The sequence below is a fragment of the Novosphingobium capsulatum NBRC 12533 genome (assembly GCF_001598375.1).
GTDB classification, from domain to species: Bacteria; Pseudomonadota; Alphaproteobacteria; order Sphingomonadales; family Sphingomonadaceae; genus Novosphingobium; species Novosphingobium capsulatum.
In genome coordinates, this window is sequence record NZ_BCYV01000018.1 from 61,200 (window position 1) to 87,455 (window position 26,256).

General features: G+C 65.9%; 26 protein-coding genes. 16 read left to right on the forward strand and 10 right to left on the reverse strand.

Annotated features, from left to right (window positions below; all coding sequences use genetic code 11):
- Positions 1-71 precede the first annotated feature (71 nt).
- The gene (locus SCA01S_RS16380; protein WP_062787591.1) at positions 72-1,835 is read left to right on the forward strand and encodes a transferrin-binding protein-like solute binding protein; all 1,764 of its coding nucleotides are present in this window, start codon (positions 72-74) and stop codon (positions 1,833-1,835) included.
- Between the two features lie 48 nt (positions 1,836-1,883).
- Complete coding sequence (locus tag SCA01S_RS16385) at positions 1,884-2,411, forward strand: hypothetical protein (protein WP_062787593.1); 528 nt, start codon at positions 1,884-1,886, stop codon at positions 2,409-2,411.
- A 172-nt stretch (positions 2,412-2,583) separates the two neighbouring features.
- Here the strand turns inward: SCA01S_RS16385 and SCA01S_RS16390 are convergent, their stop codons facing one another.
- Positions 2,584-5,046, reverse strand: a complete 2,463-nt coding sequence (locus tag SCA01S_RS16390; RefSeq protein WP_062787596.1) for an FtsK/SpoIIIE family DNA translocase — start codon at positions 5,044-5,046, stop codon at positions 2,584-2,586.
- 92 nt (positions 5,047-5,138) lie between these two features.
- Entirely contained in the window at positions 5,139-5,696 is a 558-nt protein-coding gene (locus SCA01S_RS16395) for a thiamine phosphate synthase (protein WP_439646872.1), read from the reverse strand.
- On the opposite strand from SCA01S_RS16395, the gene SCA01S_RS16400 reads away from it, so the two are divergent.
- Together SCA01S_RS16400 and SCA01S_RS16405 are read left to right on the forward strand one after the other, a co-directional pair.
- A complete protein-coding gene (locus SCA01S_RS16400; RefSeq protein ID WP_062787597.1) occupies positions 5,695-6,360 on the forward strand; it encodes a YggS family pyridoxal phosphate-dependent enzyme in 666 nt (221 codons plus the stop codon). The two genes, SCA01S_RS16395 and SCA01S_RS16400, sit on opposite strands and share 2 nt — an antisense overlap.
- A gap of 144 nt (positions 6,361-6,504) precedes the next feature.
- On the forward strand, positions 6,505-7,827 hold the full coding sequence (locus SCA01S_RS16405; RefSeq protein ID WP_108338589.1) for a GGDEF domain-containing protein: 1,323 nt from the start codon (positions 6,505-6,507) through the stop codon (positions 7,825-7,827).
- 25 nt (positions 7,828-7,852) lie between these two features.
- Here the strand turns inward: SCA01S_RS16405 and pyk are convergent, their stop codons facing one another.
- Positions 7,853-9,310 (reverse strand): pyruvate kinase, encoded by a 1,458-nt coding sequence (gene pyk / locus SCA01S_RS16410; protein ID WP_022675851.1) that lies wholly within the window; start codon positions 9,308-9,310, stop codon positions 7,853-7,855.
- Between the two features lie 95 nt (positions 9,311-9,405).
- On the opposite strand from pyk, the gene SCA01S_RS16415 reads away from it, so the two are divergent.
- Positions 9,406-9,744 (forward strand): DUF1244 domain-containing protein, encoded by a 339-nt coding sequence (locus SCA01S_RS16415; RefSeq protein ID WP_022675852.1) that lies wholly within the window; start codon positions 9,406-9,408, stop codon positions 9,742-9,744.
- A 151-nt stretch (positions 9,745-9,895) separates the two neighbouring features.
- On the forward strand, positions 9,896-10,132 hold the full coding sequence (locus tag SCA01S_RS16420) for a DUF2312 domain-containing protein (protein ID WP_022675853.1): 237 nt from the start codon (positions 9,896-9,898) through the stop codon (positions 10,130-10,132).
- A gap of 39 nt (positions 10,133-10,171) precedes the next feature.
- On the opposite strand, the gene SCA01S_RS16425 is transcribed toward SCA01S_RS16420, so the two are convergent.
- Entirely contained in the window at positions 10,172-10,867 is a 696-nt protein-coding gene (locus SCA01S_RS16425; RefSeq protein WP_158271913.1) for a CPBP family glutamic-type intramembrane protease, read from the reverse strand.
- A 164-nt stretch (positions 10,868-11,031) separates the two neighbouring features.
- Here SCA01S_RS16425 and SCA01S_RS16430 point away from each other — a divergent pair, with 164 nt between their 5' ends.
- The 4 genes from SCA01S_RS16430 (at position 11,032) to ruvA (ending at position 13,616) form a co-directional block, all read left to right on the forward strand.
- Positions 11,032-11,775, forward strand: a complete 744-nt coding sequence (locus SCA01S_RS16430; protein WP_022675855.1) for a YebC/PmpR family DNA-binding transcriptional regulator — start codon at positions 11,032-11,034, stop codon at positions 11,773-11,775.
- A gap of 151 nt (positions 11,776-11,926) precedes the next feature.
- On the forward strand, positions 11,927-12,403 hold the full coding sequence (gene ruvC, locus SCA01S_RS16435) for a crossover junction endodeoxyribonuclease RuvC (RefSeq protein ID WP_062787601.1): 477 nt from the start codon (positions 11,927-11,929) through the stop codon (positions 12,401-12,403).
- Positions 12,404-12,452: 49 nt separating this feature from the next.
- Entirely contained in the window at positions 12,453-12,953 is a 501-nt protein-coding gene (locus tag SCA01S_RS16440; RefSeq protein ID WP_062787603.1) for a nucleoside deaminase, read from the forward strand.
- A gap of 45 nt (positions 12,954-12,998) precedes the next feature.
- Entirely contained in the window at positions 12,999-13,616 is a 618-nt protein-coding gene (ruvA, locus tag SCA01S_RS16445; protein WP_062787604.1) for a Holliday junction branch migration protein RuvA, read from the forward strand.
- A gap of 110 nt (positions 13,617-13,726) precedes the next feature.
- On the opposite strand, the gene SCA01S_RS16450 is transcribed toward ruvA, so the two are convergent.
- Positions 13,727-14,062 (reverse strand): GIY-YIG nuclease family protein, encoded by a 336-nt coding sequence (locus SCA01S_RS16450; protein WP_022675859.1) that lies wholly within the window; start codon positions 14,060-14,062, stop codon positions 13,727-13,729.
- A 74-nt stretch (positions 14,063-14,136) separates the two neighbouring features.
- On the opposite strand from SCA01S_RS16450, the gene ruvB reads away from it, so the two are divergent.
- Positions 14,137-15,195: a Holliday junction branch migration DNA helicase RuvB gene (ruvB, locus tag SCA01S_RS16455; protein WP_062787606.1), complete on the forward strand. Its 1,059-nt coding sequence runs from the start codon at positions 14,137-14,139 to the stop codon at positions 15,193-15,195.
- A gap of 248 nt (positions 15,196-15,443) precedes the next feature.
- A complete protein-coding gene (locus SCA01S_RS22330; protein WP_231627758.1) occupies positions 15,444-16,400 on the forward strand; it encodes a PEP-CTERM sorting domain-containing protein in 957 nt (318 codons plus the stop codon).
- Positions 16,401-16,598: 198 nt separating this feature from the next.
- On the opposite strand, the gene acnA is transcribed toward SCA01S_RS22330, so the two are convergent.
- Complete coding sequence (gene acnA / locus SCA01S_RS16465; protein ID WP_062787608.1) at positions 16,599-19,268, reverse strand: aconitate hydratase AcnA; 2,670 nt, start codon at positions 19,266-19,268, stop codon at positions 16,599-16,601.
- A gap of 490 nt (positions 19,269-19,758) precedes the next feature.
- Between acnA and SCA01S_RS21890 the strand changes: the two genes are divergently transcribed.
- On the forward strand, positions 19,759-20,523 hold the full coding sequence (locus SCA01S_RS21890; protein WP_245652705.1) for a DUF4145 domain-containing protein: 765 nt from the start codon (positions 19,759-19,761) through the stop codon (positions 20,521-20,523).
- A gap of 115 nt (positions 20,524-20,638) precedes the next feature.
- Here SCA01S_RS21890 and SCA01S_RS16470 read toward each other — a convergent pair whose 3' ends face one another.
- Both SCA01S_RS16470 and SCA01S_RS16475 read right to left on the reverse strand, forming a co-directional pair.
- Entirely contained in the window at positions 20,639-21,025 is a 387-nt protein-coding gene (locus SCA01S_RS16470) for a type II toxin-antitoxin system VapC family toxin (RefSeq protein WP_062787609.1), read from the reverse strand.
- A complete protein-coding gene (locus SCA01S_RS16475; RefSeq protein WP_062787611.1) occupies positions 21,022-21,255 on the reverse strand; it encodes a type II toxin-antitoxin system Phd/YefM family antitoxin in 234 nt (77 codons plus the stop codon). Before SCA01S_RS16475 ends, SCA01S_RS16470 begins: the two co-directional genes overlap by 4 nt.
- A gap of 101 nt (positions 21,256-21,356) precedes the next feature.
- Here SCA01S_RS16475 and SCA01S_RS16480 point away from each other — a divergent pair, with 101 nt between their 5' ends.
- On the forward strand, positions 21,357-21,779 hold the full coding sequence (locus tag SCA01S_RS16480) for a nucleotidyltransferase substrate binding protein (RefSeq protein WP_062787613.1): 423 nt from the start codon (positions 21,357-21,359) through the stop codon (positions 21,777-21,779).
- Positions 21,769-22,080, forward strand: a complete 312-nt coding sequence (locus SCA01S_RS16485) for a nucleotidyltransferase family protein (RefSeq protein WP_216643030.1) — start codon at positions 21,769-21,771, stop codon at positions 22,078-22,080. Before SCA01S_RS16480 ends, SCA01S_RS16485 begins: the two co-directional genes overlap by 11 nt.
- Positions 22,081-22,104: 24 nt before the next feature.
- Here the strand turns inward: SCA01S_RS16485 and SCA01S_RS16490 are convergent, their stop codons facing one another.
- Positions 22,105-23,001, reverse strand: a complete 897-nt coding sequence (locus SCA01S_RS16490; RefSeq protein ID WP_028657750.1) for a DMT family transporter — start codon at positions 22,999-23,001, stop codon at positions 22,105-22,107.
- Positions 23,002-23,223: 222 nt separating this feature from the next.
- Here SCA01S_RS16490 and SCA01S_RS16495 point away from each other — a divergent pair, with 222 nt between their 5' ends.
- On the forward strand, positions 23,224-24,711 hold the full coding sequence (locus SCA01S_RS16495) for a L,D-transpeptidase family protein (protein ID WP_054132408.1): 1,488 nt from the start codon (positions 23,224-23,226) through the stop codon (positions 24,709-24,711).
- A gap of 88 nt (positions 24,712-24,799) precedes the next feature.
- Here SCA01S_RS16495 and SCA01S_RS16500 read toward each other — a convergent pair whose 3' ends face one another.
- Positions 24,800-26,254 (reverse strand): SPOR domain-containing protein, encoded by a 1,455-nt coding sequence (locus SCA01S_RS16500; RefSeq protein ID WP_167542918.1) that lies wholly within the window; start codon positions 26,252-26,254, stop codon positions 24,800-24,802.
- Positions 26,255-26,256 lie beyond the last annotated feature (2 nt).

Sequence of the window (26,256 nt, forward strand, 5' to 3'; positions counted from 1 at the left end):
ACAAGGATCGAATCATGGCGCGCGCTGGTCTCCAACGGTGTTGCAGAGCGACACGGTATTCGGCACTTGTGTTGGCGGTTCTGCTCGCCGCGTGTGGCGATGGCGGTGGCGTTGCCAGCACGAACTCTCCCAACCCGCCGCCTTCTCCCCCGCCCAAGCCGACCAACGACGATCTGGTGGGCAGCCTGGTCAGCGAGGCCTTCGTCAACGATGCAAAAACCCAGACGGCCTATCAACCGATCACGTCCGCCCAGCCGAACACGGTTACAAGCAAGCCTTTGACGATCGAATACAAGGCATCCACGCAGACCTACACGATTGCCACGCAAGGGCGGACACAGGATTTCGGACCGGCGCAAAAGGATGCCACGCTCAGCAATGCTGCAGCCACGGTTTACAAGCGCAGCGAAGGCGCGCTGACGGAGACACTGTCGCTCAGCACGAATACGACCGATCCCGGCACGCCCGACGCACCCCTTTTCCGCTATGTCGGTGCCGGCCTTTGGCAACGGACGCAGACCGATGGGCCGAACGCCACAACGACCATGGACTATTTCACCTATGGCGTCCCCACGCCCGCATCGGCCATGCCGACCACCGGGACGGCCACATTCGGTGTGCGCCTTGATGGGCAGGCCGGCTATCCTCAGCAGAACTATGTGCTGACAGGCGGCGGTCGCTTTCAGGTGGATTTCGCCAGCGGCGGCCTGGTTGGCAGCGGCACGATCGATCGTTACAGGAATAGCCTGTATGAAGGCACTTTAAACTGGACGTCACAGGCAAAGCTGAAAGCAGGTAGCACGACGTTTTCCGGCAGCTTCAACTTCGGCGCGCGGCCGGGGGCGATCGACGGCCGCTTCTATGGCCCCCATCATGAAGAGTTCGGCGCGGTCTGGAACACCAACCTTTACGACAACGTGGTGGCGAGCGGCACGATTCTGGGCCGCGACACCGCGACGATGCCATCCAACAATGGCCTGGCGAACCTGGTAATCAACGAAGACCTGGGCGGGGCAGCCGTGGCCGTCAGCTATGGCCGCTCCACACGGTGGGACCAGCAAAACCTGACAACGCGCTCGTTGTACATCACCTATTCCGAAACGCAGAAGGCGCTGACGATACGTGCTGGGATCGACGGATATTCCGGAAATCCACGTGCGCTCACGCCCGCGATCCGCGACGCGGCGCACAGCGACGCCACGTACGATGCCTATTCCGTTACGGCGCAAGCCAGTTCGTTGAGCGCGGGCACGCTGCGCGTTTCGCGCCCCGGCTCCAGCAATCCGCTGATTGCGTTGACCTATACCGGCTTTGGCACGTCTGAAACGGTACTGGCACCGTCGCAATCCTCCACATTCCCGTACACCGATTTCGCTTACGGCTTCGGAGAAGCGACGCCGGCCTCGGCGGTGCCGAGCAGCGGCAGCGCTACATACAATGGCGTGATCCTGGGCTATTCCGGGGTCCCGTCTGATGGCAACACCCGGCCCTATGCGATCAGCGGAGACGCGCGCATGGCGTACAATTTCGGCGCGGCAACCTTGACCGGCGCGCTCAACCCCGTGGCGACAGACCGCGATACCGGAACGTCCTACGCGCTTGGCGCCTATGCTTTTTCCGGCACGGGCGACGCAGGCAAGGCAACGTTTGCGGGCACCTTTGACAAAATCATCAACCTGCCATTCAGCGGCGACACCCGCGGTTCGATCAAGGGGCAGTTCACCGGTCCGCATGCTGAAGAATTCTATGCGACCTGGCTCATTGGGATGCGCGATCCCAAGGGTGGCAGCAATATTCCCGTGGGCGGTGTGATCGTGGGCAAGCAGGGCAAGTGATCCAGTCCCCCTTTGCCTAGGACCGCTTTGCGCCTAAGGGCCGCGGTCATGACCGCATCGCTTGCCCTGACCCGCCTCTCGCGCCTGATCGCCGCCAGCCATTCGTGGGAAACCGCGCGCACGTTCAAGGCGTGGAGCCCGAGCGAGGACGACAAGGCGCTGATGGCCACCCGCGCGCAGGACGTGCTCAAGGTCATGGCGGGCAAGGACGTGACCGCGCCGATGCTGGGTGCCGCCTATGCCGTGCACCTGGCCCGTGCCCTCGATGCGCCGATCATGGTGGTCGAAGGCACGCTGAGCGTGGCGGGCGAAGTGGTGGCCGATGACCATGGCTGGGTGATGATCGGGCCGTGGGTGGCCGACATGGCGCTGTTTTCGCGCGCCTATGCGCCCGACGCGCCGCCGCGCCTGGCTGCCCATGTGCTGCGCGCGTTTGGCCCCAACAAGGGCCTGTTCTGCGATGCCTGGCGCCGCACTGCCCGCCTGGGCCTGGGCTATGACCCGCGCCGGGTGTTGACCGAGGCAGAGGTGACCGCGCTGGTGGGCGAGGCGGCCGTGGCGCTGCGGGCGGCCTGAGGGAACACCCCTCCACCACCCGCTGCGCGGGCGGTCCCCCTCCCCGTCGGTGACGGGGAGGATCTATGGCCCGACAGCATCCCCAACGGGTAACAAGCCTTTTCCCAGGCCGTTCGCCCTGAGCTTGTCGAAGGGCCCTGCCCAGTGACCGGGCACTGCAAGCAATCGCCGATTACAGCGGGTTGCCATCCTTGTCGCGATAGATCTCGCGGCGGCCGACGTGGTTGGCCGGGCCGACCAGGCCATCCTGCTCCATGCGTTCGACCCACTTGGACGCGGTGTTGTAGCCCACGCCCATCTGGCGCTGAATCCAACTGGCCGAGGCCTTCTGGCTTTCGAACACGAGCTGGCAGACCTGGCGATACTTGCGGTCTTCGGGATTGTCCGAGGTGTCGAGTTCGTCGAAGCCGTACGAGCCTTCCTCGGGTTCCTCGGTGACCGAATCGACGTATTCCGGCTTGCCCTGGCCACGCCAGTGATCGGCCACGCGCTCCACTTCCTCGTCGCTGACAAAGGGGCCGTGGACGCGTTTGATCGGGTCGGTGCTGGGCTTGTAGAGCATGTCGCCCTTGCCGAGCAGCTGTTCGGCGCCCTGTTCGCCCAGGATCGTGCGGCTGTCGATGCGGCTGGTCACGGCAAAGGAAATGCGCGTGGGCAGGTTGGCCTTGATCACGCCGGTGATGACATCGACCGAGGGGCGCTGCGTGGCCATGATCAGGTGGATACCGGCGGCGCGGCTCTTTTGCGAGAGGCGCTGGATCAGCACTTCGATTTCCTTGCCGACGCTGACCATGAGGTCGGCCAGTTCGTCGACGATCACCACGATCTGCGGCAGCACCTGGTATTCGAGCTGCTGTTCCTCGAACAGTTCCTCGCCGGTTTCGGGATCGAAGCCGACCTGGATGCGGCGGCCGAGCGGCTTGCCCTTGGCCTGGGCGGCGCGAACCTTTTCGTTGAAGCCCGACAGGTTGCGCACGCCGATCGACGACATCTGGCGATAGCGCCGCTCCATTTCCTCGACCGCCCACTTGAGCGCGCGCACAGCCTTGGCCGGCTCGGTCACCACGGGCGAGAGGAGGTGCGGGATATCGTCGTAGGACTTGAGTTCGAGCACCTTGGGATCGACCAGGATCATGCGGCACTGCGCCGGGGTAAGCCGGTAGAGCAGCGACAGCAGGATGCAGTTCAGGCCCACCGACTTGCCCGAGCCGGTGGTGCCGGCGACGAGCAGGTGGGGCATGGTGGCCAGATCGGCGACGATCGGTTCGCCGGCAATGTCCTTGCCCAGGATGATCGGCAAGAGGCCCTTGGCATTGACGAACTTGTCGCACGCCACCAGCTCGCGGAACGAGACCATGTCGCGGATCTGGTTGGGCAATTCGATGCCCATCACGGTGCGGCCGGGAATGGCCGAGACGCGTGCCGACACCGCGCTCATGTTGCGGGCGATATCGTCGGCCAGGCCGATCACGCGGCTGGCCTTGATGCCGGGCGCGGGTTCGAGCTCGTACATCGTCACCACCGGGCCGGTGCGCACGGCGGTGATCTCGCCCTTGACGTTGAAATCGTCGAGCACGTTTTCGAGCAGGCGCGCGTTGCGTTCCAGCGCGAGCTTGTCGATCTTGGGCTGGGCCGAGGCGGGAATTTCCTCGAGAATGTCGATCGCGGGCAGCGCGAACTTGTCGAACAGGTCGCTTTGCCGGGCCTGCGCCTTGGCCGCAGGCGCAGGGGTGCGCTGCGGATCGCTGATCTCGGTAGGGCGGCGGGGCGCGGCAGCATCGGCCGGGATCACCGGCGCGCGGGTATCGAACGGCGGCGCGTCATCATCGGCGCCATCGTCATCATCGGCGAGCAGGGCATCGCCGGCGGCTGCGGCCTTGGCCTTGGGCGCGCGGCGCTGGCGGGCCGGGGCGCCGTCGGCCGCTGCCTCGCGCGGAGTGCGGCGCAGCAACGCCGGGATCGACAGCAGCCGCGCCCAATCGAGCGCAAAGACGCGCCCGGTCAGGAACAGGCCGCCGCCAAAGGCGAGCAACGCGATGGCCAGGATGATCCAGCCCTGCGCCACCGGCACCAGGCCAGCCAGCGCGCGCACCCCGGCCGCGCCGAGCAGGCCGGTGGCGCCGCCAAACCCGGCGGGCAGGCTGCCGCCCGGGCCGGTGAACGCCAGCGCCAGCGCCGTGCCCGACAGCATCATCGCCACCGACAGGCCGAGCGACAGGCGCCACCAGGCCGGTTCGGGCGCGGGCGCTTCTTCATCCTCGTCCACGTCGATCAGGTCACCGGCGGCATCCCACAGGCGACGGGCGAACACGAACAGCAGCGGCACCAGCAGGCCACCGGGCAGGCCGAACAGCACCAGCACGCGTTCCGCGGCCCAGGCGCCGGGCAGGCCCATCCAGTTGTCCACCGGGCTGCCCGAGGCGGTGCTGCCGGAAGGATCGGTCTGGGTATAGCTGACCAGCGCCAACGCGAGGAATACCATGGCGCCAAACAGCGTGGCGCCGCCGATCAGTTCGAAACTGCGGCGGAAGCTGCGCCGCAGCACGGCGCGCCAGTTGGGGTTGCCCCGGCCAGGGCCGAGTTTCCCGCCGCCAGGCGCGGTCGAACGGTTGGGGGTGAGTGCCCGCGAAGCCATGATGCTGAATATTCCCTTCTGGCGCCATCATCGCCCCAAGCGCTGCCGGGGTCAAGAATCGCCCGCGAAAACCCACGGAATTGCGCGGATTTTCACGACAGTCCGTCGATCGCGGCCCAGCCCTGCACGGCGCCCCTTGACGGCAGGCGGCGCGCGGCTGCGCGGTTCATCCCGCCCAACGCCAGGACCGGCACCGGGCTGTGGCGCGCCAGCAGCAGGAAGCGCACCATGCCCAGCACCGGCGCGCCGGGATGGCTGCGCGTGGGCAGCACGGGAGACAGCAGCACGGCATCGGCACGCACCCGCGCCGCCGCCGCGATTTCGCGCAGCGAATGGGCCGTGGCCAGGCGCAACCCGGATTCGCGCCCCAAGGCATCCGGCGCGCCATAGCGCCCCTGCCCGCCCCGGCCGCAACGCGCGCCCGCTGCGATCAGCGCCACGCCACGCGAGGCCGCCAGGCGGCGCAGCGCGGCCCAGCGCTGGCAGCGCGCCCCGGGCGCCAGGTGATAATGGCGGAACACCAGCGCACTGCCGCGCGGCAGGCGCGCCACGGCGCGGGCCAGCACGGCATCGTTGCGCGCATCGCTGAGCAGGACCAATCGCGGCACGGGGTAGCGCTTTGCCATGACGACGCTATAGCACCGCGCCATGACCGGACCAGAGCATACCCCGCTTGACGACATTCGTGCCCGCATCGCCCAGGCCGCGCGCATTGCCCGCCGCGCCCCTGCCGACGTGACGCTGGTGGCCGTATCGAAAACCCACCCGGCCGAGGCGATCCGCCCGCTGATCGCCGCCGGGCAAACCGTGTTCGGCGAAAACCGCGTGCAGGAAGCCCAGGCCAAGTGGGCGCCGCTGCGCGAGGAGCATGCCGGGCTGGAACTGCACCTGGTCGGCCAGCTGCAATCGAACAAGGCCGATGAGGCCGTGGCGCTGTTCGATTGCATCCATTCGCTCGATCGCCCCTCACTGCTGACCGCGCTGGCCCGCGCGATGGACAAGACCGGCCGCCGCGTGCCGCTGTTCGTGCAGGTCAACATTGGCGCCGAAGAGCAGAAGGGTGGCTGCGCCATCGCCGATCTGCCTGCCTTGCTGACCGAGGCGCGCGCGGCCGAGCTGCCGGTGATCGGGCTGATGTGCGTGCCCCCGGCAGGAATCGAGGCGGCGCCGTTCTTTGCCCTGCTCGACAAGCTCGCCGCAGACCATGGCCTGGCCGGCCGATCGATGGGCATGAGCGACGACTTTGAAACCGCGATCCAGCTGGGCGCCACGCATATCCGCGTCGGCTCTGCCCTGTTTGGCGCGCGCGGCTGATCATCGTTAGCGTCCTGCGCCGCCCATCATAGGCATTCATGCGCAGGCGCGCGTTCAGCCTGCTCCACCTGCCCTGTCCGTAAGAATGGCCGTGCCCGGCATCCCCCGGGACGGTGCAGGTTTCGGAACGGGAGCTTTCTGAGCGTGGTGGACGAGCAAGCGCCATTCCTGCGTCGGCTGCGCCTGCCGGAATGGCGCGGCACCACGCGGCAGCGCCTGGGCCTGATGTATAATGGCGCGATCGCGCTGCAGCTGCTGTCCATCGCCCTGGTGGCGGTGCACGAAATGCTCGACCGCTGGCAGCCTGGCGGCAACGACATGCTGCTGGTGCTGGCGCTGGGCTTGCAGGTGGCCGTGGCCACATCGCTGCTGGGCTTTCGCACGATCCTGATCACCCATCACAACCACGAACAGCACATGCGCGCGGATTCAGAGGCAGCGCGGCGGCGCACCGCCGAACTCTTTGCCATGACCGACATGTTGCAGGCCGCCGAAACCAACGAGGAAGCCGGCGCAGTCCTGATGGTCACCGCGCGACGCCTGCTGGGCGGGCACGGCGCGGCGCTCTATGTGCTCAACAATTCACGCGATCGGTTGGACCTGGCGCGCCAGTGGGACTTGCCGGATGGCTATGTCGCACCCGATTCGTTGGCGCCGAGCCACTGCTGGGCGTTGAAGCGCGGCAAGGCGCACGTGAATGCGCCGGTCGAAGGCGGGCTGTGCTGCTCGCACCATGGCGGCGACAATGCCGTGCTGGAAATCCCGATGATGGCCGGTGGCCAGGTGCAGGGTCTTCTGGTGCTGGCGCGCAGCGATGCGCCAGTGGCGCTGGCGGGGGGCGAGGAACTGGCCAACTTGCGCCACCTGGGCACGGCGCTGGCGGATTCGATGTCGCTGGCTTTGTCCAACATCGCGCTGCGCGATCGGCTGCGCACCCAGTCGCTGCGCGATTCGCTGACTGGCCTCTATAACCGGCGCTATATGGAAGACACGCTGGAGCGCCTGATTGCGCTGTCGCAGCGATCGGGCAATCCCACCGCAGTGATCATGATCGATCTGGATAACTTCAAGGAACTCAACGACAGCTATGGCCATGCCAAGGGCGATGCGGTGCTGCGCGACGTGGCGGCGCAGATCGTTGGCGCGCTGCGCCCCACCGACGTGGTCTGCCGCTATGGCGGGGAAGAGATCATCGCCATCCTGCCCGATTGCGCGCTGGCCGATGCCGTGGCCAAGGCCGAGCAGATCCGCCTGCGCGTGCTGGGCGTGACCGATATCCAGGGCTGCCCGGTCAGCGCGTCGCTGGGCGTGGCGGCCATGCCGGAAACGTCCGTCAGGGGCGAGGAACTGATCCCCGATGCCGATGCCTCGCTCTATCTGGCCAAGGCATCGGGCAAGAACTGCGTATTCGCGGCCGAGCGCGTCACCTCGGGCCTGACAGTGGCCCGGGTGACGGACAAGACCTGAACGCGCCAGGTCTTGTCAGGGCTGCTCAGTCGGCCTGGTGCTGCTTGAGTTCGTCGCCGGTGAGGGTGACGACATGCAGCAGGTTGGTGGCCCCCGGCGTGCCGAACGGCACCCCGGCCAGCGCCACCAGCTTGGATCCGGCGGTGCCGAAATCGTGGCGCAGGGCCATGCGCTTGCCCTTGGCGATCATTTCCTCAAAGCTGCCGATGTCCTTGGTGGCAACGGCGTGGGCGCCCCACAGCAGGCCGACCTTGCGCGCGGTCTTCTGGCTGGGCGTGAGCACCAGCATCGGCACGCCCGGCCTTTCACGCGCCACGCGGCGGGCGGTGGAGCCCGAACCGGTGAACACGATGATCCCCGAGATCGGCAGGGTTTCAGCGATCGAGGCGCAGGCCTGGGCCAGCGCGTCAGCCGTGGTGGGATCGGGCAGCGTTTCGATGAAGTGGACGCGGGCGGCATAGCCGGGATCGCTTTCCACCTGCACGGCGATGCGGTTCATGATGCTGACCGCTTCTTCCGGCCAGGCGCCGGCGGCGGTTTCGGCCGACAGCATGACCGCGTCGGCGCCGTCATAGACCGCGTTGGCCACGTCCGACACTTCGGCGCGGGTCGGCGTGGGCGCCTCGATCATCGATTCTAGCATCTGCGTGGCCACGACCACCGGCTTGCCCTGGCGGCGTGCGCTTTCGACGATGCGCTTTTGCAGCGGCGGCACTTCTTCGGGGTTGAGCTCGACGCCCAGGTCACCACGGGCGACCATGATGCCGTCGGACAGTTCGATGATCTCTTCCAGGCGCGAGATCGCGGCCGGCTTCTCGATCTTGGCCATGAGCGAGCCATAGCCGCCCATCAGGCGGCGCGCCTCGGCCACGTCTTCGGGGCGCTGCACGAACGACAGGGCGATCCAGTCGGCGCCATGCTCCACGGCGAAGGCCAGGTCGCGACGGTCCTTTTCGGTGAGCGCGGGCACAGGCACCACCGCGTCGGGCACGTTGACGCCCTTGCGATCGGAAATCACGCCGCCCACTTCGGCCGAGCAGAGGATTTCGCTCTCGCTGGCGCGGATCACGCGCAGGCGCAGCTTGCCATCGTCGATCAGCAGGCGCTGGCCCTTTTGCAGGATGCCGAACAGTTCGGGATGGGGCAGGCAGACGCGGTTTTCATCGCCCGGCTCGGGATTGCGATCGAGCGTGAAGTGGCCCGAATGGCGGATGACGGCGCGGCCTTCCTTGAACGTGCCGACGCGCAGCTTGGGCCCCTGAAGATCGCACAGCACGGTGATCGGGCGCTTCACCCGTTCTTCCAGCGCGCGGATATTGGCGATGGTCTCGGCATGGATGGCGTGTTCGCCATGGCTCATGTTGACGCGAAAGGCATCGGCGCCGGCCAGGAAAAGCTTTTCCAGCATTTCCGGGGAACGGCTGGCCGGCCCCACCGTTGCGAGGATCTTGACCTTGCGTTCGCGCTTGTCAGGCTGGCCCATGGTGCAAAAAACTCCTCTTCACTATCGAACCCGGCAGGCTTTCATTCGGCCTGCCCTATGGCCTATGCCGGGGCAAAACCCAAGGGATGATAACCATGGATACGAATGCTTCGACCGGCCAAACCACCCATTCTGGCGCTGATCCGCTCGATCAGCTCGATGATGCGGTGGCCGCGGCTGCCTTTCGCCACCTGGTGCGCCATTTGCGCCACCGCCACGATGCCCAGAACATCGATCTGATGGGCCTGGCGGGCTTTTGCCGCAATTGCCTGGCCGACTGGATTATCGAGGCCGGCGCCCCGCTGGACAAGGCCGCCGCCCGCGAGGCGATCCACGGCCTGCCCGCCGATGAATGGAAGGCCCGCTACCAGACGCCGGCCACCCCCGAACAACTGGCGCGGATGGACGAGAGCATGAAGCGCAACCCGCGCTGACACCGGCCAGAACCCGGACATAACCCGGCCCGCGCCCGACAGCGGCGCAATCTTTCCACAGGATCGGCTTTGCCAGCGTGGGCGTGGGCGGCTATTTGCCCGCGGCTGAAGGCCGCAACGGCCGCCCACACAGAGATTCGGAGCTTATCCCATGGCCGACGCCGCCGACGACCGCCTGCGCCTCTTGATCGAGCGCATCGAACGCCTGGAAGAAGAAAAGAAGGGCATCGGCGACGACATCAAGGATGTCTACAGCGAAGCCAAGTCGGCCGGCTATGACGCCAAGATCATGCGCCAGATCGTCCGCCTGCGGAAAATGAAGCCCGACGATCGCCGCGAAATGGAAGCGATTCTCGACGTTTACAAGAACGCCCTGGGCATCGACTGAGCGCCAGGGACTGAGCAACGCGGCGCTTGGCCGCCCCGCTCACTGCACCAGGAATGCCACGGTTACCGCCGCCAGATTGCCCAGCGCGTGGGCAAGCATGGCGGCGGGCAAGCTGATCCGCACACGGATGAAGCCGAACACCAGCCCGGCCCACAGCTGCGGCAGCACCATCGGCACCAGCGCCAGCGTGATGCGCGGATAGTTGCTGAGGTGAAACAACGCGAAGACCACCGCGTGCAGCATGAACAGCACCGGAAACGCCGCGACGAACCACGCCGGGGTTTCCCGCCGGCGCAGCACGAACCAGCCCAGCGCCGCACCCAGCACGCCCAGCAGCAACAGCAGCAGCGCCACGGGGTGGGCCGCGCCATCGCGCACCGTCCATAGCGCGGCAGCCGCTACAACCAGCCCCGCGATCAGCGCGAGTGCGCGGGGCCGGCCCGAAAGCCAGCCCCGGAACACACATTCCTCGGCCACCGGGGCCAGGAGGGTGACGGTGGGGAGCAGCAGGGCGGGCGGCACTTTGCCAAAGGCGTCGGGTGAAGGCAGGCCCATCGCCCGCTGCCACAGGTGCAGAACCAGCGCGAGCACCAGCAGCCCGGCCAGATAGAGCCCGGTTGCCCCGCGCCACAGCGCCCAGCTTTCCGCGCTGCCCAGCCCCATCGGGCGCGTCCAGCGTGGATGACGCAGGAAGTGGGCCAAGGATTGCGCAGCGGGCAGGGACAGGCGGACCATGGCAAGGGCCATACTGCGCCAGCGGTTAACGCCGCGTTTGCCGATCTGCTCCGGTTGCTGGGCCGCCCCGTTGTTGGCCAGGCGCGCATTGCCGTTTTGCGCCGGTTGGTCTAGGGGCCGTGGCAAACCCCAAGTTCCCACCATCAGCCGCAAGAAGCAGATCCATGGCAGGCCATTCCAAATTCAAGAACATCATGCATCGCAAGGGCGCGCAGGACAAGAAGCGCTCGGCCATGTTCTCCAAGCTCTCCCGCGAAATCACCGTCGCGGCCAAGATGGGCATGCCCGATCCGGACATGAACCCGCGCCTGCGCGCCGCGATCAACGCCGCCAAGGCGCAGTCGATGCCCAAGGACAACATCCAGCGCGCCATCGACAAGGCGAGCAAGGGTGACGGCGAGAACTATGAAGAAGTGCGCTACGAAGGCTATGGCCCGGGCGGCGTGGCGATCATCGTCGAGGCGCTGACCGACAACCGCAACCGCACCGCCACCAACGTGCGCACCGCCTTTGCCAAGAACGGCGGCAACCTGGGCGCTTCGGGCGCGGTCAGCCATGGCTTTGAACGCCTGGGCCTGATCGAATATCCCGCCAGCGTGGGTGACGAGGAAAAGGTGCTGGAAGCGGCGATCGAAGCCGGCGCCGACGACGTGGAATCGGACGACGATACGCATCAGATCTGGACCGCGATCGACAACCTCCACCCCGTCAGCCGCGAGCTGGAAAAGGCGCTGGGCGAAGCCGAAGCGGTGAAGCTGGCATGGAAGCCCAGCCTCAAGACCACGGTTTCGGCCGATGATGCCGCCACCCTGCTCAAGCTGATCGACGTGCTGGACGACGACGACGACGTGCAGACCGTGTGGGGCAACTATGAAATCCCCGACGACGTGATGGAAAAGCTGGGCTGATCAGGCCAATGGCGGTGCGCGCTGGCGATCGATCCTCCCCCTCGCAGAGGGGGAGGTGGCGGCCGTCAGGCCATCGGAGGGGGCTCCCCCTCCACCACGCGCTGCGCGCGCGGTCCCCCTCCCCCGCGATGCGGGAGAGGATCTTGCAGTCATGATCATCCTGGGCATCGATCCCGGCCTCACCTGCACCGGCTGGGGCGTGGTGGCCAAGTCTGGCAGCCGGCTCAGCCATGTTGCGAATGGCCAGATTCGCACCGATGCCAAGGCCACCATGGCGCAGCGCCTGGTGGAACTGGATGCGGCGCTGACCGACGTGATCCTGGTCCACCGCCCCGACGAAGGCGCGGTGGAAGAGGTTTTCGTCAACGTGAACCCGCAATCCACGCTCAAGCTGGGCCAGGCCCGCGGCGTTGCCATGCTCAGCCTGGCGCGATCGGGCATGCATGTTGCGGAATATCCCACCAAGGTGATCAAGAAGGCGCTGGTCGGCACCGGCGGCGCGGAAAAGCAGCAGATCCAGCACATGCTCAAGATCCTGCTGCCTGGCGTGAAGCTGGCCGGCGAGGACGCCTCTGACGCGCTGGCCGTGGCGATCACCCATGCCAACATGCTCGGCAGCCACCGCTGATCCCGAACGGGCACGGGAACGCCAGCCCTCGCGCGGCGTAGCGTTCTTCATGAACATCGCCGCCACCGACGAAGCCTGGATGGCCCGCGCCATCGCCCTTGCCATCCGCGAAAAGGGCGATGACCCGGCCAATACGCCGATTGCCGCGCTGGTGGTGCGCCACGGCAGCCTGGTCGCTGGCGCGGTCAACCGCACGGTGGAACGGTGCGATGCCACCGCCCATGCCGAAGTGGAAGCGCTGCGCGCGGCCGGCCAGGCAGTGGGCGACATGAAGATCGACGGCGCCACGCTCTATACCACGCTGCAGCCCTGCGGCATGTGCACGATGGCGGCGATCTGGGCTGGGATCACCCGCATCGTCTATGGCGCCGGACGCGATCAGGTGCACGAGATGTATTTCGAGGACCGCCACCTTTCGACGGTCGATTACATCCGCGATGCCTTCAAGGACGACCTGTCGCTCGAAGGCGGGGTGGCCGCGCATGATTGCGCCAAGCTCTATTACGGCCCTCATGATGCCGTGCCCGAGGATCAACAGGCCAATACCTGAACCCCGGTTGCGCGCGGGAAAGTTCCCTGCCATAGGGAACAAACCATGATCGCCAAATTGACCGGCATGCTTGACGACACCGGCCCGGATTGGGCGATCATCGACGTGAACGGCGTCGGTTACCTGGTGCAATGTTCCGCCAAGACGCTCACGCACCTGGGCGTGCGCGGCGACAAGGTGGTGGTGCACACCGAAATGCAGGTGAGCGAAACCGACCAGCGCCTGATCGGCTTTGCCAGCGCGGGCGAACGCGCGTGGTTCCGCCTGCTCACTGCCGTGCAGGGGGTGGGATCGAAAGTGGCCCTGGCCATTCTCTCGGCCCTGTCGGTGGAGGAATTGCAGCGCGCCTGCGCCGGTGGCGATGCCGCCATGGTCGCACGCGCCAACGGGGTGGGGCCAAAGCTCGCCAGCCGCATCGTCAACGAACTCAAGGACAAGGCCGGGGGCCTCGCCGGCATGACCGGCGGCCTGGGCGTGGCGGCAGAGGCAGATGTTGCGCTGCCGGCCGGCTCGGCCAGCGCCGACGCGATCTCGGCCCTGCAGAACCTGGGCTTCAAGCCCGCCGTGGCAGCCAGCGCCGTGGCCTTTGCGATCAAGGACCTGGGCGAAGACGCCCGCCTCAACGACCTGGTGCGCGTGGCGCTCAAACGGGCGACGGGGTGATGGCCGTTACGGCGGGAAAGGCGGCATGCTGGACCCCGGATCAAGTCCGGGGTGACGAGGATTTTGAAGTCAAACGTTGCCTGCAGAACGGTCGTCACCCTGAACTTGTTTCAGGGTCCAGGGTGAGGCTTGCCCTGCCCCAACGGCGGAAAACCGAGGTCGATAGCAAGATCGCGCCAATCGGGATTGGCCGCATGGACAAGATTGAGTTTCCAGTCACGGCGCCAGTTCTTGAGTTGCTTTTCGCGGACGATCGCCTGCTCCATATCGGCGAAGATCTCGAAGTGGACCAGGCGGTAGACACCATAGCGCGCGGTGAAGCCGCCGGTGATGCCTTCGCGGTGCTGCCACAACCGCTGCATCAAGGCCGACGTGACCCCGATGTACAAGGTGCCACGCACCCCGCTCGCGAGAATGTACACGCATGGTTGCCGTTCCCGTCGCATATCCCATCGTGGCCACGGGCAGATCAGTGGACAATGACCGTTGCTGCCGAATTGGCCGAAAGCCCTGATCCCGTATGACCGAAAACCCGCTGCTTTCCGCCCAGGCCCAGGCCGAAGACCTCGACGCTGCATTGCGGCCCAAGACGCTGGCCGAGTTCGTTGGCCAGGAGTCCGCGCGCGAAAATCTCAAGATCTTCATCGAGAGTGCCAAGCAGCGGCGCGAGGCGATGGACCATGTGCTGTTCTTTGGCCCGCCGGGTCTGGGCAAGACCACGCTGGCACAGATCATCGCGCGCGAGCTGGGGGTAAATTTCCGCGCCACGTCTGGCCCGGTGATCGCCAAGTCGGGTGATCTTGCCGCGCTGCTGACCAACCTCGAATCGGGCGATGTGCTGTTCATCGACGAAATCCATCGCCTCAATCCCGTGGTCGAGGAAGTGCTCTATCCGGCGATGGAAGACCGCGCGCTGGATCTGATCATCGGCGAAGGGCCATCGGCGCGCTCGGTGCGGATCGATCTGCCGCCGTTCACCCTGATCGGCGCGACCACGCGGCAGGGACTGTTGCAGACCCCGCTGCGCGATCGTTTCGGCATCCCGGTGCGCCTGCAGTTCTATACCGTGGCCGAACTGGAACGCGTGGTGACGCGCGGCGCCACGCTGATGGGGGTGGGTATCGATAGCGAGGGCGCGCGCGAGATTGCCAAGCGCGCGCGGGGCACGCCGCGCGTGGCCGGGCGCCTGCTGCGCCGGGTGCGCGATTTTGCCCAGGTGATGGGCGATGGCACGATCACCCGCGCCCTGGCCGACCAAGCGCTGACCCGGCTGGAGGTCGATGCGCTGGGGCTTGATCTGCAGGACCGGCGCTATCTCATGATGATCGCCGATATCTACAAGGGCGGCCCGGTGGGCGTGGAAACGCTGGCCGCCGGCCTTTCCGAACCGCGCGACACGATCGAGGAAGTGATCGAGCCCTATCTGATCCAGCTGGGCCTGGTGGCGCGCACCGCGCGCGGGCGCTGCCTTAACGATCGGGCCTGGCAGCACCTGGGAATCACCCCCCCGACCGCGCAGATGCCGGGCGGCCTGCCCGGCACCCTGCCCGGCCTGTTTGACCCCGACAGCGGCGAATAGGCGGATTTGCCTGTCGGAATCGGCAACACCCGGGCCGGCAAAAGTTCCAGATTGGGACAGAGTTAACACACCGGCGCGAAAAGTGACGAAATATGGCCCGCTGCCGTGCCGATTTCAGGTTAACGCGATGGACGCTGACGCTATGATCTGCGTTGTTCATCTGCGGGAAAGGCCGGCAGCCACCTGTTAAGTGGTTTCTGCTAGGCCGGCCCCGGGATTTAGCGAGAGCAACGATCATGTCGGTTAGGATGGCATTGGCAAAACTGGCGGCCTGCGCGGCAGGCGGCGCAGTTCTGGGCGGGGGCGCGGTGCACGTGTCCGAAGCGCCATCGACCGGCGAGATTCACCACACCAAGCCGATCAAGATCAAGCAGGCCAAGCCCCGCCGCGTGGTGCGCCGCGCGCCGCCGCACGTGGTGCACCGCCAGCGCAAGATCGTCACCACGGCCACCACCAAGGTGTGCGATCCGCCGCAGCAATATGCCATGGCGCCGGTGCCCTACATGGCGCCCCTGCCGCCCCAGGCGCAGGGCGGCGGCGGTGGCGGCGTGCCGGTGGTGATCGGTGGTGGACCGGTGGGCGGCTTTGGCGGCGGGTTCTTCGGCGGCTTCTTTGGCGGCAGCGGCGGTGGCGGTGGCAACGTGGTGGTATCCTCCACCAGCACTGGCTCCACCTCTACCTCGGGCGGCTCCAGCTCGACCTCCGGCGGATCGACCTCGACCTCGGGTGGCTCGACCTCCACGTCGAGCGGCAACGTCTCCACCTCCAGTGGCAATGTCTCGACCTCGTCGGGCAGCGTATCGACGTCCTCGGGCAGCGTTTCCACCTCGAGCGGGAACGTGAGCACCTCGTCCGGCAATGTCTCGACCTCTTCCGGCAACGTCAGCACCTCGTCCGGCAACGTGTCGACCAGTTCCTCGACCTCGACCTCGTCGGGCAATGTCAGCACGTCGTCCTCGACGAGCAGCAGCACCTCCTCGTCGACGTCGTCCTCCACCTCCTCGTCGACCTCCAGCTCGACGAGTTCCTCCAGCTCCACCAGTTCGTCCAGCTCCACCTCGTCTTCGTCCAGCGGATCGACGAGCAGCGGGACGACCACTGGCGGCACCGACGTGCCCGAACCATCGATGGTTCTGCTGTTCGGCGCCGCAGCCGCCGCGCTGGTTGCACGCCAGCGCTGGGGCCGGAGCCGCAAGCCGGCTTGAAACCACGGTCAAGCCCGGTTCTGTCGGGCTCCACGGAAGGGGCGGTCTTCGGGGGGAGGCCGCCCCTTTTTCGTGGGCGAAATGCCCCTCCACCACCGCTTTGCGGTGGTGGAGGGGCATTTCGCCTCCGTACCAACGAAAAAGGGCGGCCCCGGTGGGAGCCGCCCTTCTTGCATTCCGGCGTGATGCCGGCGGCGATCAGGCCGCCAGCTTGCGCAGCACGTAGTGCAGGATGCCGCCGTTCTTGAAGTATTCCAGCTCGTTGGCGGTATCGATGCGGCACAGCGCATCGAACGTGAACGTGCTGCCATCGGGGCGCGTGACCTTGACGGTCACGGTCTGGCGCGGCTGGAGATCGGCGACGCCTTCGATGGTGAAGGCATCGTCGCCGGTCAAGCCCAGGCTCTGGCGGGTCTGGCCATCGAGGAACTGCAGCGGCAGCACGCCCATGCCGACGAGGTTCGAGCGGTGGATACGCTCGAAGCTTTCGACGATCACGGCGCGCACGCCGAGCAGGTTGGTGCCCTTGGCCGCCCAGTCGCGCGAGGAGCCGGTGCCGTATTCCTTGCCGGCGATGACCACCATCGGCGTGCCATCGGCCTTGTACTTCTGCGCCACGTCATAGACCGCGCCCACTTCGTCGCCATAGCGCGAGAAGCCGCCTTCGGTGCCGGGGACCATTTCGTTCTTGATGCGGATGTTGGCAAAGGTGCCGCGCATCATCACTTCATGGTGGCCACGGCGCGCGCCGTAGGAGTTGAAGTCAGCCTTGGCGACCTGGTGATCCTGCAGCCACTTGCCCGCCGGGCTATCGGCCTTGATCGAGCCGGCCGGCGAGATGTGGTCGGTGGTGATCGAATCGCCCAGGATCAGCAGCGGCTTGGCGCCGACGATGTCGGACACCGGGGCCGGCGTCATGGTCATGCCTTCGAAGTACGGCGGGTTGGCGACATAGGTCGACCCGGCGCGCCACGAATAGGTTTCCGAACCCGTGACGTTGATCGCCTGCCAGTGCTTGTCGCCCTTGTAGACGTCGGCATAGCGGGCCTGGAACATCGCGCGGTTCATCGCGCCCGACATGACCGAGTGAACCTCGGCATTGGTCGGCCAAATGTCCTTGAGATAGACGGCCGCGCCGTCCTTGCTCGTGCCGATCGGGGTGGTGGTGAAGTCTTCGACCACCGTGCCCTTGAGCGCATAGGCGACAACCAGCGGCGGCGAGGCCAGGAAGTTGGCGCGCACGTCGGGGCTGACGCGGCCTTCGAAGTTGCGGTTGCCCGAGATCACCGAGGCGGCGACGATGCCGTTCTCGTTGATCGCCTTGCTGATCGGCTCGGCCAGCGGGCCGGAGTTGCCGATGCAGGTGGTGCAGCCATAACCGACCAGGTTGAAGCCGATGTTGTCGAGGTGCGACTGGAGGCCGGCCTTTTCGAGGTAGTCGGTCACCACCTGCGAGCCCGGTGCCAGCGAGGTCTTGACCCAGGGCTTGGGCTTGAGGCCCAGCTCGTCGGCCTTCTTGGCGACCAGACCGGCCGCGATCAGCACGCCGGGGTTCGACGTGTTGGTGCAGCTGGTGATGGCGGCGATCACCACGTCACCGTCGCCGATGTCATGGTCCTTGCCTTCGACGGCCACGCGCGACTGGGTCTTCTTGTAGACGTCGCCCAGGTCCTGGTTGAATACGTCGTCCACCTGCGGCAGCTCGACCTTGTCCTGCGGGCGCTTGGGGCCGGCGAGCGAAGGCACGACCGTCGACAGATCGAGTTCGAGCGTGGAGGTGAACACCGGCTCGACCGAAGGATCGATCCAGAAGCCCTGCTCCTTGGCATAGGCTTCGACCAGCGCGATCTGGTCTTCATCGCGGCCGGTCAGGCGCATGTAGTCCAGCGTCTTTTCATCGATGCCGAAGAAGCCGCAGGTGGCGCCATATTCCGGCGCCATGTTGGCCAGCGTGGCGCGATCGGCCAGCGTGAGGCCAGCCAGGCCGGGGCCGAAGTATTCGACGAAGCGGCCCACCACGCCATGCTTGCGCAGCATGTTGGTGGCGGTCAGCACGAGGTCGGTGGCGGTCACGCCTTCCTGCAGCTGGCCGGTGAACTTGAAGCCCACCACTTCGGGGATGAGCATCGAGACCGGCTGGCCGAGCATGGCCGCTTCAGCTTCGATGCCGCCCACGCCCCAGCCCAGCACGCCCAGGCCATTGACCATGGTGGTGTGGCTGTCGGTGCCGACGCAGGTGTCGGGATAGGCGACCAGGTTGCCGTCCTGGTCTTCGCTGGTCCACACCGTCTGGGCGATGTGCTCCAGGTTGACCTGGTGGCAGATGCCGGTGCCCGGGGGCACGGCGTGGAAGTTGGAAAGCGACTTGGAACCCCACTTGAGGAAGTCGTAGCGCTCGCCATTGCGATAGTATTCGATCTCGACGTTCTGTTCGAACGCCTTGGGGTGGCCGAATTCATCGACCATGACCGAGTGATCGATCACCAGGTGCACGGGCACCAGCGGGTTGATCTTGCTGGTGTCACCGCCAAGCTTGGCGATGGCGTCGCGCATCGCGGCCAGATCGACCACGCAGGGCACGCCGGTGAAATCCTGCAGCAGCACGCGCGCCGGGCGGTACTGGATTTCCGCGCTGCTCGACGGGTTGTGCTGCCAATCGACCAGGGCCTTCACATCGTTGGCCGAAACGGTGAAGCCACCGTCCTCGAAGCGGAGAAGGTTTTCCAGCAGCACCTTCATCGAGAAGGGCAACCGCGAGACATCGCCGAACTTTTCGGCGGCCTTCTTGAGGGAGTAGTAGGCGACGTTCTTGCCGCCGACGGTAAGCGTGCTGCGCGTGCCGAGCGAGTCCTGTCCGACCTGGGTCATGGCTAAGCGAAATCCTCCTGCCGTTTGCGAGGGACCGCGGGCGCGAAGGCCGCTACCTGTTCCGGGGGCAAAGCCCATGTCCGGGGGCAACGAAAGCCAGCGGGCCTCTCGTGAACGGCGCCGCGATGCGCTGTCAGGGCCGACTCGTCAAGGGCGGGAAATGGCTAAATTTGCGGGATCTGGCTTATTGCGACGCAATATCAGAAGTATTGTCTCGCGTGGGGTGCAGTTCGTCGATTTGGGGGGTGTGGGGACAGCGGACCGGTGCCCCCGCTCAGATCGGGTGAGTTCTCGAAACCTATCGAAGCGATCCCAGAGCGAGTTCCAATGCCGCGCAAACGGGAGGAAAAGCTAAGAGTTGAAATTGGCGCACTGTCACTGCCCTCCACATGTGCCTAAACGAGCCGCGTTGACGTTATTAAGAACGGTTAAGACGCTTGCATAAAGCTAAGAGCGCATTCTAGATGCAATCGGGAAAAGGAGAAATAAATTGTCCTTCAACTGGTCTTGTCCTCATTGCGGCCACCATCAATCGGTGGTCACGGAAAGGGTTCATCAGATTGACACCCGCATAAGCGTTGGCTCGTTGAAAAACGGCGATGTTTTTCTTTGCGCACTGGCAATAGGATGTGCAAACTCTAAGTGTGAAAAGCTGACACTATCAGTATCGATACGTCCAAAAACCTACAAAGGTAGTTACGCAGTAGCAGATTACGGAACCAATCCATCTTATCATAGACAATTAATACCTGAAAGTTTTGCAAAACCCCAGCCAGATTATATTCCCGAAGCTTTACGTGAAGATTACCGGGAAGCCTGCCTTATTTTGAATGATAGCCCGAAGGCTGCAGCAACCCTTGCTCGAAGGTGCCTGCAAGGAATGATCCGCGATTTTTGTGGCATTACTAAATCTCGCTTGATCGACGAGATTACTGCTTTGCGAGCCCAAATTGATAGCGGCTCTGCACCTGCAGGGGTAACAGCGGAAACAGTTGAGGCAATCGATCACGTGCGCACGATCGGGAACATTGGCGCCCACATGGAAAAAGACATCAACTTGATCGTTCCAGTAGATGCAGGCGAGGCTTATACACTTATCCAGCTAATCGAGATGCTTTTTGAAGATTGGTATGTCGCTCGAAATTCACGACAAGACCGCCTTAAGAAAATTTCAGAAATTGGCGTAGGGAAAAAACAATTTATCTCTGACGCACTTTCACAAAATTCGCTGCCTAAGCCTGAAAATAAAATGTAAAATTTATCAAGCACGATTTCACTCATGGATATTTTATATTGGAAATTCGGGAGATAGCATAATTAATTGCTACCACGGATCTAAACCCTCAGGCCAAGCAGGAGAGTAAACCTCCCTACCAGATCCGCTTCACAGCAAAGCCGTCGAACAGCGCCTCGTTCGATACCAGCGTCATGTCCTCGGCCTGGGCCTGGGCGATCAGCAGGCGGTCAAACGGGTCTTTGTGGGGGATGTTCATTTCCCCGGCGAGCTGGGCGTGGCGAACGCTGATCGCCAGTTCGGCAAAGCCCTGGCCGGCGACAATCGCCGCGAAATCCTGCGCCAGCAGGGCTGCACCGGGCAGCTTGCCGATGCGGAACTTGGTGGCAACCTCCATGGCGGAGGCGGCGCTGACGGCGATGCTATTGGCCTCGTCGGCAATGGCTTCCTGGGCGCGGCGGCTCAGTGCCGCGTCGCCTGCCAGCCACCAGATCAGCGCATGGGTATCGAGCAGCAGCCTCAAGCCAAGTTCCACCCGCCGAGTTCATCGTCGGGCAAAGGCTCGTCAAACCGCGCATCCAGAGCGATCTGGCCCTTGAGCGCGCCGAAGACGCGCCGACCGCGCGGTTCGACTGGCACCAGGCGCACCGCCGGCACATTGCCGCGGGCGATCACCACGTCACCACCTGCAAGCGCCTCTGCGATCAGGCGGGACAGGTTGGTCTTGGCATCGTGAACCGAGAACTGCGCCATCGGTGATCTCCTTAGCTAGAAATATAGCTAAGTACGCCGAGCCGAGCAAGGGCTGACACCACCCGCTTGCCCCCGCCCCCCGCGCTTTGGCATGAGAGGGTATGTCTGCCGATCTTGCCACGCTGGATTTCACGCCGCTTGCCGGTGTCATCGCCCGCCTGCGGGAAGGACTGGCCCGCTTCGCGCGGGATGAAAGCGATACGCAGATCCGTGACGGGCTTATCCAGCGCTTCGAATTTACCTATGACCTTTCGCACAAGATGCTGCGGCGGGTGATCGAGGCGGGGGCGGCCAATCCCGAGGACGTGGACCGCATGACGTATCCCACCCTGATCCGCACGGCCGCCGAACAGGGGCTGACCGGGGCGGATTGGGCGCAGTGGCGCACCTGGCGCGAGATGCGCAATATTACCTCGCACACCTACGACGAAGGCAAGGCGCGCCAGGTGGCAGCGGCGATCCCGGCATTCCTGGCCCAGGCCGAAGACCTGCTGGCCAGGCTGGAAGCCGCGCGTGGCGCCTGACGCGCATCTGGCACTTTCCGTGGAAGAGCTTGCCGCTGTGCGCGCGATTCTGGCGGCGCATCTGCCTCCAGGCTTCGTCGCCAGTGCCTTCGGCAGTCGCGCGCGGGGAGCAGCCAAGCCCTGGTCTGATCTCGACCTGGTGATCGAAGGACCGGCACCTTTGCCGCTGGCCACCCTGGCAAGCCTTCGCGAAGCATTCGACGACAGCGATCTGCCCTGGAACGTGGACCTGGTGGACCGCAGCGGGCTTGACCCGGCGTTCGCGGCGATCGTGGATGCGCAAAAGGTGGCGCTGGCTTGACGGGGCCAGCTTGGCCGCCCTCCCCTACATCGGCTCGGGATGCGGATCGCCGCGCCGCGCCGCCAGGATGCAGCCGGCCACGATCAGCGTAACGCCGGCGACCGTGCCACGCGTCACTGGTTCGCCAAAGGCGACATAGCCGGTGATCGCGGCCCAGATGAACGCGGTATATTCCAATGGGACCAGCACTTGTGCCTGGGCGCGGGCATAGGCCCAGGCCATCAACAGCATGGCGATCACCGACATGATCGCGCCGGCCACCACCAAGCCCCAGGCCAGCGGGGTGGGCCATGTCGTCCATGCCAGGGCGATGGGCGAAAGGGACGTAGCGGTCACCAGGCTTTGGTAAAAGGCGACTTCGACCGGGCTGGCCACTTGCGCCTGGCGGCGCTGGAGCACCAACGTCGTCGCATAGAGCACGGCAGAGGCCAGAATTTCGACCAGGCCGCGCCAGGCGCCCGGCCCGGGAGCCGCGCCCAGTTGATCCCTGGCGATGACAGCCACGCCCACCAGCGCCAGCAACGAGCCCATCACCGCGCGGTGGCTGACGCGTTCACCCAGGGTCAGCGCGGCCAGATAGAGTGCGATCAGCGGCGCCAGGAATGACAGCGCCATGCCCTGCGCCAGCGGCATGCGCACCACGCCATCGAAGAACAGCACCCCCATGCCCGCCGTGACCACACCGCGCAGCACGTGAAGCCGCAAGATAGCCGGGGGCGGCAAACGCCCTTTCCGGTGCAGCAGCGTTTCCCGCAGCCAGAACGGTGCCACGACCACGGCGCTGGCCGTGCTGCGCCAGAACACCGCGACAAAAGCCCCCAGCATGAGCGAGGCGCCTTTCATGGCGCCGTCCATCACGCTGAAAAAAACAAGGCCGATCAACGTGGCGATGATCGGCAGGAGCGGGCGCGGCGTATGCATGGGCGGCGCATAGCCGAGTGCCGGCAGATTGGCTATCATCGCGCCAATGCGTTTGGCGGAAACGATGAACCGTGTTTATCGTTTGGAAGGAAAAGCAGCCATGTGCATGCCTGATTCAGCTTGGCGAAAGCCTCGCTGCTTGATTGGCGGTGGGGCATGGGGCAGTAGATGAACCGTGCACCACGTGCGTGCAACCGAATGGCAACAGGGAATTTCGAACCGATGACCCCCCGCAAGACCTGGCCGCAGCGCCGCAACCGTGCGCGTCTTTTCGGCGCGACGACGCTGGCCATGGCGCCCCTGGTTGCCACGTCGCTGGTTGTTACGCCCCTGCTGGCCACGCCGGCCCTTGCCCGCACGCAGGACAACAGGGGCCCGGTGGACCTGACCGCGCAGGCGCAGCAGCCGGCGCCCCCACCGGCCAAGGTACCGCCGGCCAAGCTGCCCCCGGCTCCCGCTGTCAGCCCGGCCGTCCCGCCCGCGCCCGGCGCGGCCGTGGCCTTGCCCGCGCCGCCCCCTGCCCTGCCCGAGGTGGAAGCGCCGCCGCCAGTGGCGGTGTGGACGCTGCAGGATGCCAAGGACCTGCTTTCGGCCATTCGTGGCATCGGCAGCGAAGGCCTGTTTGCCCGCGATTACCAGCCGGCTGCGCTCGCCGCCGCGATCACCAAGGGTGAAGGCGACGATCTCAACCAGCTGGCCAGCAAGCTGTTCGTGTGGCTGGCCGAAGACCTGCGCGACGGGCGCACGCCGATGACTGCGCGCGAGCAGTGGTTTGCGGTGGACCCCGACCAGGACCTGCACCCCAATTCGGCGCTGCTGGCCCAGGCCACCGAAACCCATGACGTGAAGGGCACGCTGCGCGCGCTGCTGCCCACGCACCCCGACTATGCCCTGCTGCGGCAGCTGTTGCAGACCACCAAGGAGCCGGCCAAGCTGGCCCTGGTGCGCGCCAACATGGACCGCTGGCGCTGGCTGGCCCATGACCTGGGCCTGCAATACCTGATGATCAACGTGCCCGAGCAAATGCTGCGGCTGACGGTGAACAACCAGATCATCACCACCTATCGCGCCATCGTGGGCAAGCCCGGCAGGACCGCGACGCCGCAGCTGGCCGAAATGGTGGAGAACGTGGTGTTCAACCCCACCTGGACGGTGCCGCAGTCGATCGTGAAGGGCGAAGGCCTGGGCGCCGATCTGCTGGCCCATCCGGCCAAGGCCAAGCGCATGAACTATGCCGTCAAGCAGCTATCTGACGGCACGATCCAGGTGGTGCAGCAGCCGGGCGAGAACAATTCGCTGGGCCGCGTCAAGCTCGACATGCCCAACGAGTTTGCCATCTATATCCACGACACGCCCAACCGGAACCTGTTCGCCCAGGAAAACCGCGCGCTCTCGCACGGCTGCATCCGCGCCGAGCGCGCCACCGAACTGGCCATGACCATGGCGATCCTGGGCGCCGACCTGCCCAAGGAAACCGCGGTGGAATACAACCTGTCGGGCAAGTACACCAAGGTGCCGATGACCAAGCCATTCCCGGTGTACATCACCTATTTCACCGTTGCGCGCGATGTGAACGGCGTGATGCGCAGCTTCAAGGACATCTATGGCCGCGATCCGGCCGTGCTCGCCAGCTTTGCCCAGCCGCGCCAGCTGCACACCACGCAGCGCAAGAGCAACGAAGCCGTGATCAAGCTGGACAACCCGCTTTAACTGGCAGGCTGGCCCACCAGGCAAAAACGAAACGGCGGCGAATCATTGCTGATTCGCCGCCGTTTTGCGTGTGTGAGGTGCGCTGGGATCAGCGGCGGTTGCTGGCAAAGCGGATAGTGGGCGCCATGCCGGGCTGGTTGGCCACGGGATTGGCCAGCACGATGCACACGCCGCCCTTGGCCTTGACCGAGCCGCACAGCGAGCGCGCCGGGCTGGCGCTGGCAAAGCCGGCGGCCTGGGTGCGCCAGAACTGCTTGCCGTTGACGACTGCGGCGGTGATCACCGGGCGATAGCCCTTGAGCGCGGGATTGATCGCCAGGTAATGGCGCCAGGCGCGGTGCGCACCTTCCTGCGTGGAAAAAGCGCCGAGCTGCACCAGGTGGGTGCCAGCCGGCATGGCCGGCGTGCGCGCGGCGAGCGTGGCCACGCGGGCCTGGGCCGCCTTGGCCACCAGGGCAGGCGCACGATCGGCGCGATCGGCGGGGCGCAGGCGGCCGGTGATGACCGGAGCGGCCGCGTGGGTGGTGCCGGGGCGCGGGGCGATGGCCCAGGCCGGCACGTTGGCGCTGGCGACGGCCGAGGGAGCGCCTGACGCGGACGACGGCGGCATATCGATCGCGGCGAGCTTTTCCGCCGTGGGCGCGGCGCTGGCATCGGCCACCTGGGGCTGGGCCGCGCCATTGTCGACCGCGGGCAGTTCCTGCGCGGCAAAGCTGGCGAGCACCGGAGCCTGTGTCGCGGCGGGCGGGCTGGCCGGCGTGGTGCCGATCGCCGCCTGCGCCGTAGCGGCCTGAGCAGCCTGGGCCACGGCCTCTTCGGCACCGGCAGCGGGGAAATTGGCGAGGGCGAGCGCGGTGGGCTGGCCTTCGTCTTCGATCTGGCCGGGCACGCCGAGTACGCCGGCCACGCGCAGGCGCATGTTGCCCGGATCGTTGAGCTGCGCCCACTGCGCCATGCGTGCGGTGAGCTGGTCGGCGGGCACGTCCTGCGCGGCCATGTCGCGCGCCTCGCGCCAGTGGCCGGCCATGGCCATGGCATAGGCCAGGTTCTGGCGGGTCTTGGGCGTATCGTCGCCGCCGCGCACCGCGCCGGTCAGCACCTCCACCGCCTGGTCGGCATGGCCGGCCAGCGCCAGGGCAAGGCCATAATCGGCCACTGGAATCTGCTGGCGATGGGTGCCGAGCGTATCGACCGCGACATCGGGATGGCCCAGCGCGATATCGGTCAGCGCCAGGCTGAGCGCGACTTTGCCGTCATCCTGGCCCAGTTCCATCGCATCGTCATAGGCCTGGCGCGCCGCCACGAAGCGGCCGGCGCGCAGATAGGCGCTGCCCAGCAGCATGCGATAGCCCGGGTTGCGCGGATCGGCCAGGACCGCCTGCTCTGCCAGGGCGACGGCCTTGACCGCTTCCCCCCCGGTCAGCGCCGATTGCGCGCGGGCGGCGGACTGCCCCGGATGGACCGAGCCCTGGGCACAGCCGGCCACGAGGCCGGCGGCCAGCGCCGTGGTGGCGAGCGAGAGGATCATGCGATGGGACATCATGG

Coding starts and splice junctions, on each gene's coding strand:
- ruvC (WP_062787601.1), top strand. CDS start 11,927: ATGATCATCCTGGGCATCGATCCCGGCCTCACCTGCACCGGCTGGGGC.
- SCA01S_RS16500 (WP_167542918.1), bottom strand. CDS start 26,254: ATGATGTCCCATCGCATGATCCTCTCGCTCGCCACCACGGCGCTGGCC.
- SCA01S_RS16425 (WP_158271913.1), bottom strand. CDS start 10,867: ATGGTCCGCCTGTCCCTGCCCGCTGCGCAATCCTTGGCCCACTTCCTG.
- SCA01S_RS16440 (WP_062787603.1), top strand. CDS start 12,453: ATGAACATCGCCGCCACCGACGAAGCCTGGATGGCCCGCGCCATCGCC.
- SCA01S_RS16385 (WP_062787593.1), top strand. CDS start 1,884: ATGACCGCATCGCTTGCCCTGACCCGCCTCTCGCGCCTGATCGCCGCC.
- SCA01S_RS16430 (WP_022675855.1), top strand. CDS start 11,032: ATGGCAGGCCATTCCAAATTCAAGAACATCATGCATCGCAAGGGCGCG.
- ruvB (WP_062787606.1), top strand. CDS start 14,137: ATGACCGAAAACCCGCTGCTTTCCGCCCAGGCCCAGGCCGAAGACCTC.
- SCA01S_RS16450 (WP_022675859.1), bottom strand. CDS start 14,062: ATGCGACGGGAACGGCAACCATGCGTGTACATTCTCGCGAGCGGGGTG.
- SCA01S_RS16490 (WP_028657750.1), bottom strand. CDS start 23,001: ATGCATACGCCGCGCCCGCTCCTGCCGATCATCGCCACGTTGATCGGC.
- SCA01S_RS16415 (WP_022675852.1), top strand. CDS start 9,406: ATGGATACGAATGCTTCGACCGGCCAAACCACCCATTCTGGCGCTGAT.
- ruvA (WP_062787604.1), top strand. CDS start 12,999: ATGATCGCCAAATTGACCGGCATGCTTGACGACACCGGCCCGGATTGG.
- SCA01S_RS16400 (WP_062787597.1), top strand. CDS start 5,695: ATGACCGGACCAGAGCATACCCCGCTTGACGACATTCGTGCCCGCATC.
- SCA01S_RS22330 (WP_231627758.1), top strand. CDS start 15,444: ATGGCATTGGCAAAACTGGCGGCCTGCGCGGCAGGCGGCGCAGTTCTG.
- SCA01S_RS16420 (WP_022675853.1), top strand. CDS start 9,896: ATGGCCGACGCCGCCGACGACCGCCTGCGCCTCTTGATCGAGCGCATC.
- pyk (WP_022675851.1), bottom strand. CDS start 9,310: ATGGGCCAGCCTGACAAGCGCGAACGCAAGGTCAAGATCCTCGCAACG.
- acnA (WP_062787608.1), bottom strand. CDS start 19,268: ATGACCCAGGTCGGACAGGACTCGCTCGGCACGCGCAGCACGCTTACC.
- SCA01S_RS16480 (WP_062787613.1), top strand. CDS start 21,357: ATGTCTGCCGATCTTGCCACGCTGGATTTCACGCCGCTTGCCGGTGTC.
- SCA01S_RS16495 (WP_054132408.1), top strand. CDS start 23,224: ATGACCCCCCGCAAGACCTGGCCGCAGCGCCGCAACCGTGCGCGTCTT.
- SCA01S_RS16390 (WP_062787596.1), bottom strand. CDS start 5,046: ATGGCTTCGCGGGCACTCACCCCCAACCGTTCGACCGCGCCTGGCGGC.
- SCA01S_RS16475 (WP_062787611.1), bottom strand. CDS start 21,255: ATGGCGCAGTTCTCGGTTCACGATGCCAAGACCAACCTGTCCCGCCTG.
- SCA01S_RS16395 (WP_439646872.1), bottom strand. CDS start 5,696: ATGGCGCGGTGCTATAGCGTCGTCATGGCAAAGCGCTACCCCGTGCCG.